Source organism: Nonomuraea recticatena (assembly GCF_039533245.1).
Taxonomy (GTDB): domain Bacteria; phylum Actinomycetota; class Actinomycetes; order Streptosporangiales; family Streptosporangiaceae; genus Nonomuraea; species Nonomuraea roseola.
Genome location: NZ_BAAATE010000033.1, coordinates 73,844 through 89,387, shown reverse-complemented (window position 1 = coordinate 89,387; position 15,544 = coordinate 73,844). Strand labels below are relative to the sequence as shown.

Annotated in this window: 11 protein-coding genes and 1 pseudogene; 5 read left to right on the top strand and 7 right to left on the bottom strand. The window is 69.0% G+C overall.

Going from position 1 to position 15,544, the window contains the following annotated elements; genetic code table 11:
* Nucleotides 1-9 precede the first annotated feature (9 nt).
* Nucleotides 10-1,932 carry a phosphopantetheine-binding protein gene (locus ABFX50_RS40750; protein ID WP_346154350.1) on the top strand — a complete coding sequence of 641 codons (1,923 nt, stop codon included), beginning with the start codon at nucleotides 10-12 and terminating at the stop codon, nucleotides 1,930-1,932.
* Nucleotides 1,929-3,008: a saccharopine dehydrogenase NADP-binding domain-containing protein gene (locus ABFX50_RS40745; protein WP_346154348.1), complete on the top strand. Its 1,080-nt coding sequence runs from the start codon at nucleotides 1,929-1,931 to the stop codon at nucleotides 3,006-3,008. The genes ABFX50_RS40750 and ABFX50_RS40745 overlap by 4 nt, the downstream gene beginning before the upstream one ends.
* A 95-nt stretch (nucleotides 3,009-3,103) precedes the next feature.
* Here ABFX50_RS40745 and ABFX50_RS40740 read toward each other — a convergent pair whose 3' ends face one another.
* Nucleotides 3,104-4,732, bottom strand: a complete 1,629-nt coding sequence (locus ABFX50_RS40740; RefSeq protein WP_346154385.1) for a serine hydrolase — start codon at nucleotides 4,730-4,732, stop codon at nucleotides 3,104-3,106.
* 244 nt (nucleotides 4,733-4,976) lie between these two features.
* Here ABFX50_RS40740 and ABFX50_RS40735 point away from each other — a divergent pair, with 244 nt between their 5' ends.
* On the top strand, nucleotides 4,977-5,966 hold the full coding sequence (locus ABFX50_RS40735) for a helix-turn-helix domain-containing protein (protein ID WP_346154346.1): 990 nt from the start codon (nucleotides 4,977-4,979) through the stop codon (nucleotides 5,964-5,966).
* Nucleotides 5,967-6,007: 41 nt separating this feature from the next.
* On the top strand, nucleotides 6,008-6,988 hold the full coding sequence (locus ABFX50_RS40730) for a serine hydrolase domain-containing protein (protein ID WP_346154344.1): 981 nt from the start codon (nucleotides 6,008-6,010) through the stop codon (nucleotides 6,986-6,988).
* A gap of 67 nt (nucleotides 6,989-7,055) precedes the next feature.
* On the opposite strand, the gene ABFX50_RS40725 is transcribed toward ABFX50_RS40730, so the two are convergent.
* The 4 genes and pseudogenes from ABFX50_RS40725 to ABFX50_RS40710 form a co-directional block, all read right to left on the bottom strand.
* On the bottom strand, nucleotides 7,056-8,390 hold the full coding sequence (locus tag ABFX50_RS40725; protein ID WP_346154342.1) for a hypothetical protein: 1,335 nt from the start codon (nucleotides 8,388-8,390) through the stop codon (nucleotides 7,056-7,058).
* Nucleotides 8,391-8,614: 224 nt separating this feature from the next.
* Nucleotides 8,615-9,127: an S-methyl thiohydantoin desulfurase domain-containing protein gene (locus tag ABFX50_RS40720; RefSeq protein ID WP_346154340.1), complete on the bottom strand. Its 513-nt coding sequence runs from the start codon at nucleotides 9,125-9,127 to the stop codon at nucleotides 8,615-8,617.
* Nucleotides 9,128-9,143: 16 nt separating this feature from the next.
* Nucleotides 9,144-10,355, bottom strand: coding sequence for a serine hydrolase domain-containing protein (locus ABFX50_RS40715; RefSeq protein ID WP_346154338.1), 1,212 nt, complete (start codon nucleotides 10,353-10,355; stop codon nucleotides 9,144-9,146).
* 161 nt (nucleotides 10,356-10,516) lie between these two features.
* A pseudogene (locus tag ABFX50_RS40710) lies at nucleotides 10,517-10,705 on the bottom strand (transposase); the annotation flags it as partial.
* Nucleotides 10,706-10,755: 50 nt separating this feature from the next.
* On the opposite strand from ABFX50_RS40710, the gene ABFX50_RS40705 reads away from it, so the two are divergent.
* The gene (locus ABFX50_RS40705) at nucleotides 10,756-11,478 is read left to right on the top strand and encodes a hypothetical protein (RefSeq protein ID WP_346154337.1); all 723 of its coding nucleotides are present in this window, start codon (nucleotides 10,756-10,758) and stop codon (nucleotides 11,476-11,478) included.
* Nucleotides 11,479-11,902: 424 nt separating this feature from the next.
* On the opposite strand, the gene ABFX50_RS40700 is transcribed toward ABFX50_RS40705, so the two are convergent.
* Together ABFX50_RS40700 and ABFX50_RS40695 are read right to left on the bottom strand one after the other, a co-directional pair.
* Nucleotides 11,903-12,112, bottom strand: a complete 210-nt coding sequence (locus ABFX50_RS40700) for a hypothetical protein (RefSeq protein WP_346154335.1) — start codon at nucleotides 12,110-12,112, stop codon at nucleotides 11,903-11,905.
* A 283-nt stretch (nucleotides 12,113-12,395) separates the two neighbouring features.
* Entirely contained in the window at nucleotides 12,396-15,488 is a 3,093-nt protein-coding gene (locus ABFX50_RS40695) for a bifunctional cytochrome P450/NADPH--P450 reductase (protein ID WP_346154333.1), read from the bottom strand.
* Nucleotides 15,489-15,544 lie beyond the last annotated feature (56 nt).

The window sequence follows — 15,544 nt, the reverse complement described above, 5'->3', positions numbered from 1 at the left end:
GGAGTTCACGTGAAGGAACTGGCCGCCATCTGGGCGGAGCTGCTCGACCTGCGACCCGACGAGATCCCCGAGGACGTGAGCTTCCTTCGCCTGGGCGGTGACTCGGTGCTCGCGGTCCGCATGTCCGCGCTGGTGCGCAAGCGGCTCGGCGTCGTGCTTGCGCTGTCGGACGTGCGGGTGGAGACCACCTTGGGCGGACTGGCCGACCTGGTACGGCGACGCTCGTCCGACGAGCCGATGGCCCGCGCACTGCCGATCACGGTGACCCCGCGCCGCGACCCGCATGCGGAGTTCGCCCTGCTTCCTCTGCAACAGGGCTACTTCGTCGGCCAGCAGGACGGCTGGGAGCTGTCCTACGACTCCGCCCACTACTACCTCGACTACGCGCTGACCGAGGTGGACGGTGACGAGGCGGCCGACGCGCTGATCGACGCCGTCGAGCGGCTCGCCGTACACCAGCCGACCCTGCGGGCCCGCGTCACCTCCGACGGACGCCAGCACGTGCTACCCGTCGGAGCGCCTGGCGCCGTGCCGTCCGTGCGCGTCTACGACCACCGAGAGGCTCCCGCCGAGAAGATCGCCGACGCGCTCGCCGAGGTGCGGCGGGACATGAGCACCACGGGACCTGACCCCACCAGCGGACCTGGACTGGACATCAGGCTCACCCTGCTGCCGGGAGGTGAGGGACGGCTCCATCTCGGACTCAGCCTGCTGATCTTCGACGGCTGGTCCTCCAGCGTGCTCAGCCGCGAGCTCCTCACCTTCGCCGCGGACTGGAACGCGGTCATCCCTCCGCTGGAGATCCATTTCGGTGACTACGTGACGTCGCTGGCCGATCTCCCTGGCACCGCTGCCTGGCAGGCCGACCGGGACTGGTGGTGGTCCAGGCTGGACACGCTGCCCGCCCCGCCTGCGCTCCCGCTGGCCGCCGACCCCCAGGATGTACGGCCGGTCACCATGGGCAACCGCGAGCACCGCTGGCCCGCCGACCGCTGGGCCGCGCTGCGGCTGCAGTGCACCAGCCATGGCGTCACGCCCTCGACCGCCATGCTCACGGCCTTCGGCGTGGTGCTGGCCCGCTGGGCGGGGCACCGGCGGATGCTGCTGAACTCTCTGCAGCTCAACCGGCTTCCGCTCCATCCCGACGTGCAGCGCGTCGTGGGCGCCTTCGCCAGCACCATGCTGCTGCCCCTCGACCTCGACCCCGACGCGACCTTCGCCCAGCTCGCCGCGGCCACCCAGACCGCGTCGGGCGAGCACGCCGCGCACAACCTGATCACCGGGGTGGAGGTCGGCCGCGAACTGGCGCGACGACGGGGCAGCTGGCGTCCGGTCGGGCCGGTGGTCTTCCAGAGCGTGCTGGGCGTGGACGCCGCCATGGGCGGACGCCCTCCTGAGGAGGCCGGACCCCTCGGGCGGGTCGTCGCCTCCGACTACTTCCACCAGCTGCGCACACCGCAGGTCTCCATCGAGGTGCGCTGCTTCGAGCTCGGCGACGAGATGGTCGCCGTCTTCTCCCTGGTCGACGAGCTGTTCGAAGCCGATCAGGTGACCGCGGCCTTCGCCGAGTTCGTCGAGCTGGTCGACGCTCTCGCCGACGGCCAGGGCTGGGACCGAGTCCCCGGTCTCCCCTCGTCCGCCGACCCCGTCGGCGCAGAGTCGTCGTCCGCATCGACCGTCCGGCACGCGGAGGGGCCGCCCGCCGACGATCTCGAGCAGGTCGTCGCCGACGTCTTCGAGGAGTTCCTCGAGGTGCCCGTGCTCGATCGCGGCGCCGACTTCTTCGCGCTCGGCGGAGACTCTCTGCTGGCGGTCCGCGCGGTGGTGAGGCTGGCCAAGGAGACCGGCGCGCCGGTGCCCGTGCGGGACTTCCTGGCGGATCCGACGGTGGCAGGCGTGGCGCTCGCCGTACGCTCCAGGGCCCAGCGATGATCGGGCTGCTCGGCGCCACCGGCGCGGTGGGCAGGACCGCGGCGGAGCGGATCGCGGCCTACGGTCTCGGGCCGCTGCGCCTCGGCGGCCGGGATGTGGCCTCCGCCGCCGCGGTGGCGCAGGCACTGCCCGGAGGGGCGCGGGCCGTGCGGGTGGACCTCAACGACCCGACCGAACTGGCGGCCTTCTGCGCCGGATGCCGGATCGTGGTCAACTGCGCCGGTCCCACCTATCGGGTGCTGGACACGGTGGCCCGCGCCGCCTTCGGGGCGGGCGCGGACTACGTCGACATCGGCGGTGAGCTCGCCGCCAAGGACGCGCTCACCAGCGGCGGCGCGGCGGCGCTCGGCGGCAGGACGGCGGTGTTCTCCGCAGGCGTCATGCCGGGACTGTCCGGACTGCTTCCCCGGCTGCTCGCCAAAGGGCGAGCGCCGCGCCGCCTCGACGTCTACGTCGGAGGTGCGGCCCTGTTCACCCCACTGTCAGCCGTGGACGCCCTGCTGACCAGGGGACCCAGATTCGGCACGCCGATGGCCGCCTGGCGCGACGGCCGGATCGCGCAGAACACGCTCTCCCCGTTGCACGGCGTCCGGCTGCCCGGCTTCCCTGTGGCGACGCACGCCTGGCCGTACCTCACCACCGAGGCGCAGACCCTGGCCGTGGACACCGGGGCGGAGGAGGTGCGCTCCTACAACGTCTTCGTCTCCAACCGGCTGCCCGACGCCCTCGCCGAGGCATGGGCCGAGCTCCCAGGCGCCGACCCCGACGCACTGGCCCCCCACGCCTCGCGTGTCGTACGGGCCTCCCAGCTGGACAACGCCGAACACGGGGCGTTCTACGTCATGCTGTTCACCGCTCGCACCCACCCCGGTTCGTCACCGGGCCCGACCCGGGTGCTGCTCACCGCCACGGACTCCTATGCCCTGAGCGGGGCGGTGATGGCCTTCGCCACACGAGCGGTGCTGACCGGCTCCGTGCCGCCCGGCGTTCACCTCGCGGCCGAGGTCCTGGACGCCGAGGCCGCGGCGGCGACGCTGCGTGACGACCCACTGGTCGGAGAGCTCACCGTCAGCTGAGCGCCCGCAGCGTCTCACGGGGGAGCGGCCTGACCGGCGGAGCCCGAGGCGCACGCCGTCGAGAACGCCGGGACCCGCGCCGGTGCGAGGGGTGGCTACGTCGTCGGGAGGCCGATCGCGTTGGACGCGTCGGCCTCGAAGTATTCCGTCGTGGCGAAGGGGCCGGCGTGATCCTCGAAGAAGCTCCTGACGCCGTCGATCGAGTCATGGACGATGACGTTCACCGCCTTGGTCGCGTCGGTGCTCGCCACCGCCAGCGTCCACTTGGCACCCTTGGGAAGCTGGCCGTACGCCTTCTTCAGGGAATCCCAGAAACCGTCGTTGTCAGTAATCGTGGAAACAGCCATGACGTGCATCGTGGCACCTTTCTCATTGACTTTCGGATTCACTCGGCAATTGAGGTGAAGATACTGTGCGGCGCCATTCTCGAAGTCGTAGATCGCGACGGTCTGAGGGTCCTCGAGCGGATCGTCCGAAGGCATCAAGAAGTGGGTCTCGCTGATCGGGAACAGCTCGTATTCGAGCTGTTCCGGTTTGTTGAGGAGTTGCGCCTCCATGGGGTTCAGGGTGAATCTGAGGTGGAGTTTTCCGCCTTCGGCCGCCACTTCGTAGCGGGTGCCCGGGCGCTCGTAGGAGCCTTCGTACCTGGACAGATCGAGGGCCAGGGTCGGGTCGGGCTCCGGCAGGTCGGGGATCGTGACCGTGCCGAGGTCGGCCAGGATCTCGTTGAACACCTTCCGGTAGAAGCTGTCGCGCGGCCCGGCGTTCGCCAGCATCGAGACGGCGATGTTCGACTCCGGCAGGATCCGCAGGCGGGCGCTCTGGCTGACCGCACTGCCGTCGTGGGCGTAGACGGTTTGGCCGTGCCAGTCGCACACGATGAGGCCGAGTGCCCATTCCGGCCCGAACATGTACGGGTCAGGTATGGGGACCCGCGACTCCGTCATCTCGCGGATGATGCCGGGGGAGACGATTCTGGTCCCGTTCGGCGCCTTTCCTTCGTCAAGGAAGACGTACGCCATCGTGAGCAAATCCCGGGCGGTCGTGTTGACGTTGCCTCCCGGGCCGAAGGAGCGCGGCAGGTGACCGAGCGGTGAGAGGATGGGCCCCTCTTCGAGGGATCGGATCAGGTATCCGGTCGCGGCCCGGTTCTGGTCCGCGTGCTCACGCCGGGTGGTCGTCGAGGTCAGTCCCAGGGGATCGAACAGGCGATCCTTCATGATGGCGTCCCACCTCTTGCCGTCGATCACCTCCATGATGCGGGCCAGGATCGCGTAGCCCAGGGCCGCGCTGTAGCCGTGAGTGTGGCCCAAGGGGTGAACCTGGCCCGCGCCGGCGATGTTGTCCACCATGCGCTTGTAGACGTCGTCGTCCTCGCCCGGATCTCCGTAGTTCTCCTCGATGCCGTTGGTGTGGTTGAGGAGATGGCGGGGGGTGACCTTGGCGCTGACGTCGGGGTCGGCGACCCGGAAGTCAGGCAGGTAGCTCCGCACCGGCTCGTCCAGGGCGACTTTCCCCTCGTCGACGAGCTGCATGAAGGCGAGGGCGGTCCATGTCTTGGATACGGAGCCGCACTGGTAGACGGTGTCGGTCGTCGCGGGCTCCCGCGTGGAGATGTTCTTGACGCCGACGGCGAAGTCGGTGATCTCTCCGTCGCTGAGGACGCCTATCGCGGCGCTCGGGATCCGGTACTCCGCGAGCAGCTCGGAGACGCGAGCTCGCATCCGTGGCACATCCAACGCTCTTGCCATAAGGGCTCCTCGTCCCGTTGATTCTTTCCAAGCGAGAAAAGGCTACGTTGCATTTCAACCATATTCAACAAGAGAACATCAACGATGTGCTCTCGCGCTGCGGTTTCACGCCAATCGTTGCAACAGCATTGACGATAAATGCAATTCACGCCGACCAGCCGTTGCAATGTACTGTTGGTGAACGCACCCGTGAACCCGACCGACAGGGGGCAGGCCGATGCCCGGAGGCAGGCTCACCCACGAGGATCGCCGGCAGATCGCGATCTGGCTGACCGAAGGGCTGGGATACGCCGAGATCGCCAGGCGGCTGGGCAGACCCACATCCACGATCAGCCGGGAAGTGGCACGCAACAGCGCGCGCGGCGGCTACCTGGCCGACCGCGCCCAGCAGGCCGCCGGGCAGCGCGCCCGCCGCCGCAGCCCGGTTCAGTCCGCGGAGCCACCGGCCGACGGGCGGCCGGCCGAGTCCGTGCGCGCTTTCGTGGAGCAGTTCGCGACGCTGCTGGTCGGGACCGGCCTTCCCCGGATGCCCGCTCGCGTGTTCGTCTGCCTGCTCACCTCTGACTCCGGGGGCCTGACGTCCGCCGAGCTCGTAGGCCGGCTCCAGGTCAGCCCGGCGTCGGTGTCCAAGGCCATCGGCTACCTCGAGGCGATCACGCTGGTCAGACGCGCGCAGGATTCCGGCCGCCGCGAACGGTATGTGATCGACGACGACGTCTGGCTCCAGGCGTTCAAAGCCGACACCGGGGCACACGCGAAGGTAGCGGCGGTCGCGCGGTACGGGATCGAGATCTTCGGCGCCGGCACGCCCGCCGGCACCCGGCTGGGCCAGATGGCTCAGTTCTTCACCTGGATCAGCGAGCAGATGAACGACAGCGGCCTCACCGACGCCGTCGTCCGCGACGCACTGACAGTGCTGGCCGCGCTGGTGTACGCCGCCCGGCCACTCACCGTGGACGAACTCGCCACGGCACTGGACTGGCCCGTCCAGCGGACGGCCGACGCCCTGGATGCGCTCAGCCGTCGTCCGATCCTCTCCGACCCGCTCATCGTGGAGCAGGCCGGGCGCGGCGCGTTCGCCGTCACCCCGAGGCCGGACCGCCTGAGCTCCGCACAACGCGACGCGCTGATCGGCAGTGCACGCTCGACCCGAGGGACTCGAAAAGGACACGGTGATCGCGTGGTGCGCCAGGCGTCCGCCTCATAAATAGGTTCGGCATCGGCGCGGGCCTGGGTTAGTCTGCGGCAATGCCGCGCGGGGACATTGACAAGATCGCCAAGGAAACCGGCTTCTCCGGTGTGGTCTGGATCGACCGGGGCGGCCAGATCGAGTTCGCGAAGGCCTACGGGCTGGCCAGCCGCACCTACCGAGTTGCCAACACCCTGGACACCAGATTCGGCATCGCCAGCGGCAGCAAAGGGTTCACCGCCCTCGCCGTGCTCTCGCTGGCCCAGGACGGCGTGCTGAAGCTGAGCACCACCGCCCGCTCCCTGCTCGGCAAGGATCTGCCGCTGATCGCGGACGACGTGACCGTCGAACATCTGCTCACCCACACCTCTGGCATCGGTGACTACCTGGACGAAGAGGTCGACACCGAGATCACCGACTACGTCGTCGGCGCGGCGCACGAGCTGACCACTACCGAGGCATTCCTGCCCCTGCTGGACGGGCACCCCACCAAGTTCCGGGCCGGTGAGCGGTTCGGCTACTGCAACAGTGGATTCGTGGTCCTCGCCCTGCTGGCGGAGCGGGCCGGCGGCGTCGGCTACCACGACCTGGTCCGGGAACGGGTGCTGCGCCCCGCCGGCATGACCAGAACCGACTTCCTCCGCTCCGACGAGCTGCCCGCTGACGCGGCCGTGGGTTACCTGCCGTTGAACGGGGCGGACCGCTCCAACATCTTCCACCTGCCGGTGCTGGCCACCGGCGATGGCGGCATCCACACCACCGCCGGCGACATCTCCACCTTCTGGCGCGCGTTTTTCGCCGGCGACATCGTCGACTCCGTCGAAGAGGTGGTACGGCCACGCCGCGACGTACCCAAGCAATCCATGCGCTACGGTCTCGGCTTCTGGCTGCACGAGAGCACCGACACGGCGATCCTGGTCGGGTACGACGCGGGCGCGTCGTTCAAGTCCACCCACGACCCGCACACCGGCACCACCTGGACCGTGCTCTCCAACACCTCCCCCGGCGCCTGGCCCATCGCCCGCGCTCTCACCCCTTGAGGACCGGCACGTCGTACTCGGGAATGGCGCCGTCCCGGGTGAAGAGCGATCAGGATCCGGTCAAACGTCAGTAACCGGCCAGGTCGCCGACGCTCAGCGCCCGCTGGTAGGCGCGCGTGCTGCCCTCCAGATCGCCGAGCTGCTCCAACTCGGCGGCGCTCTCGGCGAAGGCCTTCGAGGCGCGACCCGGCGCGTTCATCTGTTCGAGCTGTTCGCCTGCGCCGGCCCGTACCTCCGCGGCCGCATGCGTGCGCTTGAGCGCCCGCAGGGCGTCCGCGACCAGCAGATGGGCGTCGGCGACGAGGTTGAGCGCTGCCGGATGACGGGTGGCGAGCTCCCCGGCCTGACTCGCCGCCGCCGTAGCGTCGCCGGCCAGAAGGTCGGCGCGGGCCAGGGACAGCTGACAGTAGGCCAGGTCGATCGCGCTGGCCGCGCTGCCGGCCAGCTCGCCTTCGGCTTCGAGCAGCATCCGGCGAGCTCTGTCGTGTTCGGCGGGACAGTAGGTGAGCAGGTTCTCCGCGAGCCGCGCCCGCAGGCGGCCGGTCGAGCGGGGGTCGGTGAGTTGGGCGTGGGCGGCCAGCGCGCGATCGCCCAGCTCGGCGGCTCGCCGCGCGTCGCCGTCCATGGCCGCGACGGTCGCGCCGTTCCAGCAGGCCGCACGCAGCGCCCGCGGCGTTCCCAGCTGTTCGGCCGCCTCCAGCAGCTGGGTGGCCAGCGCCTGGCAGGTGGTCTGTTCGCCACGTTCGATGTAGGCGGCCAGCAGAGTGGCGCCGAGCTCGATGCCTCTGTCGGTCCAGCCTCCTGGCAGCTCCCGCGAGAAGGCGAGGTCGCCGATGCGCACGCTCGCCGTCAGATCGCCCACTTCGCGAAGGCATCGGCACAGCGCCAGGGCGATGGCGATCCGCTGCTCGGTCTCCTCTGGATCTTCGTAGGCCATCGGCGGGAGCTGCTCGTCCAGAGGCGCGAGGACGTTCAGCAGATGGGTCAGGCGTTCGATGGCATCGGGCAGGTCTCCGTCCGCCTCCGCCGCCAGGGCCAGGCCAAGTTCGGCCTGACGCCACAGGTCAGGGCGGCTGCCCAGCTCCGGATCGGCGACGAGAGCGGCGTACTGGGCGCGGGCCTTGGCGGACATGCCCTGGGCGAGAGCTTCGTCTGCCCCTGCGAGCTCCTGCTTGATCTCCGCGCCGCGGTCGGCAGCCAGTCCGTGCCTGAGGACCAGGGGCGGGCACTGGAGCTTGACGGCCAGTTCCCGCAGTTCTCCAGGCGTGGCGTCGACGCCGTCCTCGATCAGTATGAGTCTTCGGATCGAGAGCTGAGGACCGCTGAGCTCATCCAGCGTCAGCCTGCGCTGGTGTCGAAGCCCTCGCAGGATCACGCCCCCGTGCTGCATGTTGGTCAGCATTCCACCGCCCTGGCCCGTGACCTGTCTCGGCTGTCGATCAATGCGACTTGATCGTAGACACAACCCGGGCAGACCACCACCTCTGGGGCATATTGCCCAGATGTCCCGGCCCCAGCCGGCCTCTGCGGCGGCGCACGAGGCGACAATCGATCATGTTGTGGAGCGGCCAAGGGGCTGTCACAATCGGGGCCGGTCCGCAAGCTGCTCGACCGTGTGTCGACCCGTCAAGAAAGTAGGAGGTTCGCTGTGCGTTCCCGCCTGGGACATCGCGTCCTCGCCCTCAGCGCCCTCGTCGTCGCCGCAGTACTGGCGACCTCCACGACGACCGCCGCCGACACCGACCAGGGCCCCGCTCCGACAGTCGTGGGACCAGCGGGAAACCACTGCTGCTGAGCTGAGCTGAGCACGTCGATGGCCGGGAAGGTGATCCGCAGTTGGTCTCCGGGGTCGTCGAGGGCGGCCGGCGTCACGTGGCCGCGGGCGAATCCGTCGACGGTTCTGCGGTCGATGTCGACGACCTTTCCTCTGAACAGGATCAGGCCGTGGGTGTAGATGGTGCCGGCCAGGGCGGCGGTGAGCGCGTCGAACGGGTCCTCGTGCCGCTCGCGGGCGGTCCTGAGCGCCGCTCCGATCCGCATGCCCAGTGTCAGCGTGCCGGGTACGGCGGTGCGGCGGACGGGTCGGGCTCCTCGCCGAACTCCTGCGGGCCGGCACCGGCAACCCTCAATGATCCACACCAGCGGCCCTTGAGCCTCAGCCGGCGGCAGAGGTGATCGCTTCCCGCTCCTTGCCGAGAATGTCCATGAACAGCTTCGAATCCAGGTCGTAGTTGCTGAGGACGACACCGGCCCAGTCGTGCCCCAGATAGACGTTCCAGTTGGCGTTGCCGCCGCCCACGCCGCCACCGTGCCCGATCACGCGGAAGTCGCCCAGGATGGTGGAGTTCAGGCCGTACGCCTGGAACGCTTCACGCCGAGTCGGGCCGGGCGACGGCGCCCCCGGCGGAGGTGCGGCGGGGAACTTGGGGCCGACGTACAGGTCGGTGTAAGGGCGGGTCAGGAGTTTGTGGTTCTGCAGGGCCTGGGCGAGCCGGACGAGGTCGGGCGCGCTGGAGAAGGCGCCGACGCTGGGCAGGCCGACGAACGGTCTCGCCGGACTGGTGCCAGGTCCGCCGATGACCGCGCTGGCCTTCAGATCACGCAGGGCGTCCACTCGCGAGCCGTCGGCCTGAAGCATGTACGGGTGGGCGATGGCGGGGTCGGCCAGCCACTCGGTTCTGGTGTAGTACCGCGAGCCGGTCATCCCGGCGGCGCCGAAGATGTGCTCGTGCACGTAGTCCCAGTACGACATGCCGGTGATCTTGGTCACGATCTCGCCGAGCGCGTCGAGGCAGGCCCCGCCGTATGCGTGCTGGGTGCCGGGCGTGAACTGCAGCTCGCCCTCCCGCAGCGCCTTCCTGACGATCTCCCAGAGCTCTTCCCTGCTGTACGTGATCCGGCTGGGGTCCCAAGCCATGGTCATACCGGAGGTGTGGGTGAGCATCTGGTGCACGGTGACCTTCTCCGCGACCTCCGGACGAAAGCCCTGCAGGTACGTGCCGAGCTTGTCGTAGAACTCGATCTTGCCCTGTTCCGCCAGTTGGACGATCGCGAGCGTGGAGAACGGCTTGGAAGCCGATCCCAGGTTGAACCGCGTGTCGACACGGTTGCGCACGCCGAGTTTCTTGTCCGCCATGCCGTACGCCTCGGCTATGACGGGCCGGCCGCGATGGGCGACCATGATGACGCCGGAGAACTGATCTTTCTTGGCCAGCTCGCTGACGTACTCCCTGTACCTGCGCAACGGCTCGCTCGGCGAGCGCCTCGGCTGAGCATGCGCACTGTCCGAGGCGGCCGCCAGCCCGGAGGCCGAGAGCGGCGCGGCGGCAAGCATGCCCAGCACGGCTCTCCTGGATGCCTTCGACATGTGATCTCCCTTCGATGCTGAGCCCCAAAGGTTCCAGCCGGGGAGTTAAATCCCTGTTCGAGGTTTCCCTCGAAGATCGTGTGACGAGCCAGGAGCCGTCTGGACGTTTCGCTGCGCGTCATCCAGTACTGCTCGACTCCGGGCTGACCGCCTCAGAGCATTTAACGCAATGAGGTGAGGCGTCGCCAGCAGATGAGCGCGCAGGCCAGCTTGAGGAAGGCCTCGTGGATGTCGGCGCGGACTTCCCAACGGATGCGCAGGCGTCGAAAGGCGTGCAGCAGGGCGAATGTCGGCTCCGCCACCCAGCGGTGTGTTCCCAGGCGGGAGCCGTGTTCGGCGCTGCGGCCGGCTGGCCGGCTGCCGCCGCCTTACTGACTTCGTGGTTTGGCACAATGCGGCCGTGTCCCTTGACGCCATCGATGCGGTGGACTGGTCGGCCATACCGGCCCCGACTTGGCACGCGTGCGACGAACCCGAAGGCGTCGCTCGCGCACTGAGACTGCTGGCGGTCTCCACCACCTACAACGAGACCGCCGACGCGGCAGCCATCCTCGCCAACGGTGGCTTCATCTGCAGCCACGCCGACATGGTGTTCCCCGCGGCCCACGCGGCAACCCCGATTCTGCTGGATCTTGTGGAACACGGTCAGCGGCCGCGCATCAAGGACGCAGCCGTGGAACTGCTGTCCGAAGCCCTGGGTTGCTACCCCACCGCTGGTAACAACCGCGTGAGCACCCCCTACGGCACCGACGTCCCGCTCTGCTGCGCCATAGCGCGGCACATCCGCAGCCGTCGCCTTGCCGTGCTCGCACACGGACGTAGCGGGAAGAGTCTGCTGGCAGACGCAGATCTTCACTGGCGACTGACCATCGAGGAGACCGAGCTCCAGTCCGACGGCACTCTCACCGCCCTGGCAGTCCTCGAAGGCTTGCCTTTCAGCGCGCCGGTTGCGGCTGAGCTGCACACTCTGCCGTTCAGACGACCTGCCCCGACAGTGTGCATCGACTCCTTGGCAGCTGATGCCACGGGGGCCGCGTGCGTCCAACTCAGGTGGAGATCGCTCCAGCCCGTCCCCGAGGGCTCCACCCTCTACCCGGCCGACTGCGGCCTGCGCGAACACTGAAGAGACGGGGAAGCAGACCACCCCGAGCGCGCGGACCAGGTGGAGGACGATGCGACGAGCGAGCGCACTCCTGCAGGGTGGCCGGCACATCGCAGAACTGGCCGAACCGATCGCCCACGAGCTCCGCACTGCCGAGGTAGACGTCAACCACGCCTACTGAGGACGGGTACCCGGCGGAGCTGTGAGGGCCCCTGGAAGTGAGCGACACGCCGAGCGCTGACGTCCCGCTGTCGGCCGGCCAGGTCACATCCCTGGGTTGGCGATCTGAGCGCAGCCCGCGCCACGAAGGATGGCGGACCTGGGCGTCTGTCGTTGGAAGGGACGTCGCCGGTATCGATTGCTACGCAGTCCTCTCCTGTGGCGATGAGTATCGGGCCAATATCCTCCCAGCGCCTGGTCACCCATCCCTCTCCTTCCAGCCGGATCAGGATCGGGTGGGCGGTGTAGGTGAGGAGGCACCCGACCTGCTTACCACCGACATTCGGACGCCTGGCAGGAAGTGGGTCCAGCTGTCGTCATGGCCGAAGTTGCCGATCAGATACATGCCCGCGGTCACCAGCACCATGGTGGACGGCAGCGAGTCTCTGATCGGCACACGCTTGGCGAACATCGCGGTCGCGGGCGCGGCGATCACCGCCGCCGACGCTGAGCGGCAGCACTCGCAGGCCGATCTCCAGCGGCGTGTAGCCGAGCGTGCCGATCAGGAACAGTCGATAGGTAGGTGGTCGCCGCCAAGTGGCGCTAACGCTTCCTGGGGGCACCGGCTGGAGGGCTTGGCCGATGAGCCGGTACGGCTTGCGCCCCGTCTCGGCCAGTGCCCGCTCCAGCGGGGCGTAATGCCCCGCCGCGAGAAAGGTCGCCCGCGCGGCGACTATCTCCACGGCGTCGGCCACCCGGGGCGCGAGAGAGCATCCGGATCAGGCGAAGACGTCCTGCTGGTAGCGCCCCTCGGCCTCCAGCTCGCGCAGCCAGGCCTCCCCATCGCCGCCGGTTCGCTCGGCGTAGATCGTCGCCAGCGCCTGCCGTACAGCAGGAGCCATGCGCAGCCCGTCGCCGCAGACGTAGACGTGCGCGCCACGCTCCATCAGGTCCCAGACACGGTCCGCCTCGGCCGCCACCGCGTCCTGCACGAAGCGATGCCCGGGAAGCGTGGAGAAGGCGGTGTGCACCTGGGCGACCCCTGCCGACTGCCACGCGAGAACCTCTTCCCGGTACAGCCAGTCGTGCGAGGGGTGGCGGCAGCCGTAGAAGACCTCGGCGGTGCCGCCGGTCAGCGCGCGCTCCTCCAGGAAGCCGCGGAGCGGGGCGAAGCCCGTGCCCGGCCCGATCAGGATGACCGGGGTCTCGGGGGCGTCCGGCAGGCGGAAGGGCGAGCTTGGCACGCGGATGTAGCCGTAGAAGACGTCGCCGGGATCGAGCGAGGCCAGGTAGGCCGAGCACATGCCGCGGTAGTTGCCGCTGCCCGACCATGCCTCGCCCTCGACCAGCCCGACCGTGATCCGCACCTGGCCGGGTGAGGCGAGCGGCGAGGAGGAGATCGAGTAGTAGCGCGGCCGGATGTGCCCGGCTATCTCCAGGAAGACCGGCAGCGGCAGGGTGATCGCGGGGAAGCGCTCCAGCAGCGCGAGCACCGAGACCTGCTTGGCCAGGATCTCCTCGGCGTAGTCGGCCGCTGAGAGCTGCCCTCGGGTCCAGGGGCACGAGGTGTGCTCGGCAAGCGTGGCCAGGTCGGCTCGGGTGGCAACCTGCTGGAGCTCGGCGAACTCCGACAACAGGAGCCCGGCCGTCACGGGCGTGTCGACCGGCAGGTGGGTGTTGCCGCGGGCGCGCAGCCGCACGACCTGCTCACGCGGCACCCGCAGGGTCCGCAACGCCCACTCCACCAGATCGGGATCGTTCTTGGCGAAGACGGCCACGTGGTCGCCCGCGGCGTAAGTGACTCCCTCGGGCAGCGAGGCCACGATCGAGCGCACGCCCGGCCGGGGCGCCTCCAGCGAGAAGTCCCACAGCCCGGCCGGGTCGGCGGTCAGCTCCTCGTTGGCCACCACGGTCAGCGGCACGGCCTGCGCGGAGACGACGGCGGGCCGGACGTCGGCCTCGGTCAGGACCTCCATCTCGTAGCGCGGCCCGGCGTCGGCGGAGGTCGCGCCGTACTCCTCGGCGATGGCCGCCCACAGCTCGGCCGTCCACGCCGAGACGTCCCCGTCGAAGTCGCCGTCGGCGTCTGCTTCGCCGCGCTTGACCAGCGGCACCGCCCCCGCCCTGACCAGCTTGTCGAAGGCGCGGCGAGGAAAGTCCTGATAGGTCGGCCACTGCGTGTTGCCGACACCGAGCAGCGCCAGCCGTACTCCCTCATAACCGCTGATCTCGGCGGCGTCGAAGGCCTGCGCGTTGTCCGGGGCCTTGCCGTTGTAGGTGGAGGTGACCACGACCAGCGCGCCACCCGACGGAGCCTGAAGTTCGTCCAGGCTGGTCAATCTCACGGCGAAGCCGGACCGGCCGGCCCGCTCGGCCAGTCGCTCGGCGATGTCGGCTGAAGCGCCGAGGTTGGAGCCGTATGCCACGGTGAGCGCCACTCCCGAGACGGCGACTTCGGAGTCCTCGACCTGCTCGGTGACCTCCGGGGTGAAGACTCCTCTTTCGTACGGCTTGCGCGCGCGAACCTGGATGCTGAAGGCCTCCGGCTTGAGGGTGATCATTTGCTTGATCCGCATGCGGTAGGCGTCGCGGTCGGAGATCGCGAAGCGCCGCAGGAGCAGGGCCAGGGCCAGCCGCGCCTCGGTCAGCGCGAACTGCCGCCCGATGCAGGCCCGCTCGCCGTTGCCGAAGGGTTTGTAGGCGCTCGGGTGGTGCTCCTTCTTGCGCTCCGGCAGCCAGCGGTCGATGGCGAACTCCTCGGGCCGCTCCCAGGCCTTGGGGTGACCATGGAGCGGTTCGAGCAGGATCACCACGTTGCGGCCGGCGGGCACGTCGAACGGGCCGAGCGTGGTGTCGTGGCGGGCCTTGACGCCGAAGGCGGGAATCGGGGACCAGATCCGCAGGGTCTCGTCAAGGATGCGGGGGATCACGTCCAGCTTCATGATCGTCTCGTAGGTCGGCGCGGTGTCGCCCGGCAGCAGGCGGTCGACCTCGGCGTAGGCCTGGGCCAGCACGTGCGGGTTGCGCAGCAGGTTGTACAGCGCGAAGGAGAGCAGGCCGCTGGTGGTCTCGTGGCCGGCGATGAGGAAGGTCAGCACCTGGTTGCGGATGTTCTCATCCGACAGCCGCTCCCCGGTCTTGGGATCGGCGGCCTCCAGCATCAGGCCGAGCAGGTCGCCGCTCCCTTTGGCGCCCGATTCGCGGCGGCGGCGGATGACGTCGTCGACCAAATCCTGCATGAGCGCGATGTCGGCCCGGTAGGCCGCTTCCTGCTTCTTCTTCAGCTTGGTGATCTGCGGCAGCTGCCGGTTGCGGAGCATCGCCTCGGTCAGCGTGCGCCCCATCGCCTGCAGGAAGGGGTGAAGCTCGGGCGATTGGAAGGAGTTGAACCGGTAGTCGAACCCGGTCAGGGAGATCACGTCCAGGGTCAGCCGGGTCATGTCCTCGGCGACGTTGAGATCCTCGCCCTGCCGCCGCTCCCAGGAGGCGATCAGCTGCTCGCTGATCTCCAGCATCTGCGGGAAGTAGGCCTTCATTGAGCGCTGGCTGAAGGCGGGCATCAGGATGCGGTGCGCGTGCCCCCAGACCGGTTCGTCCTCGCGGGCGGTGAACAGGCCGTCGCCGCTGAAGTCGCGCACGATCGCCAGCACCCGTTCGATTGGCTTGTAGAAGCGGCTTTCGTCGCACGCCTCGGCGGCCAGGTCGGGGTCGGAGACGAACAGCACGGTACGGCCCAGCAGCTCCAGCTGGAAGATGCCATCGTCGTACTCCTTGGCGAGCTCGGACAGGTAGGCGTTGGGCGAGTGCTTGGGGATCTGGAGCGTGTTGCCGAAAACGGGCAGGCCCTTGGGGCCGTCAATGGTCGCTGACATGAGTTCTCCTTTGCAATTTCTGCACTCCTCCTCCGTCTCGGAGGCCTTCCTTTCGC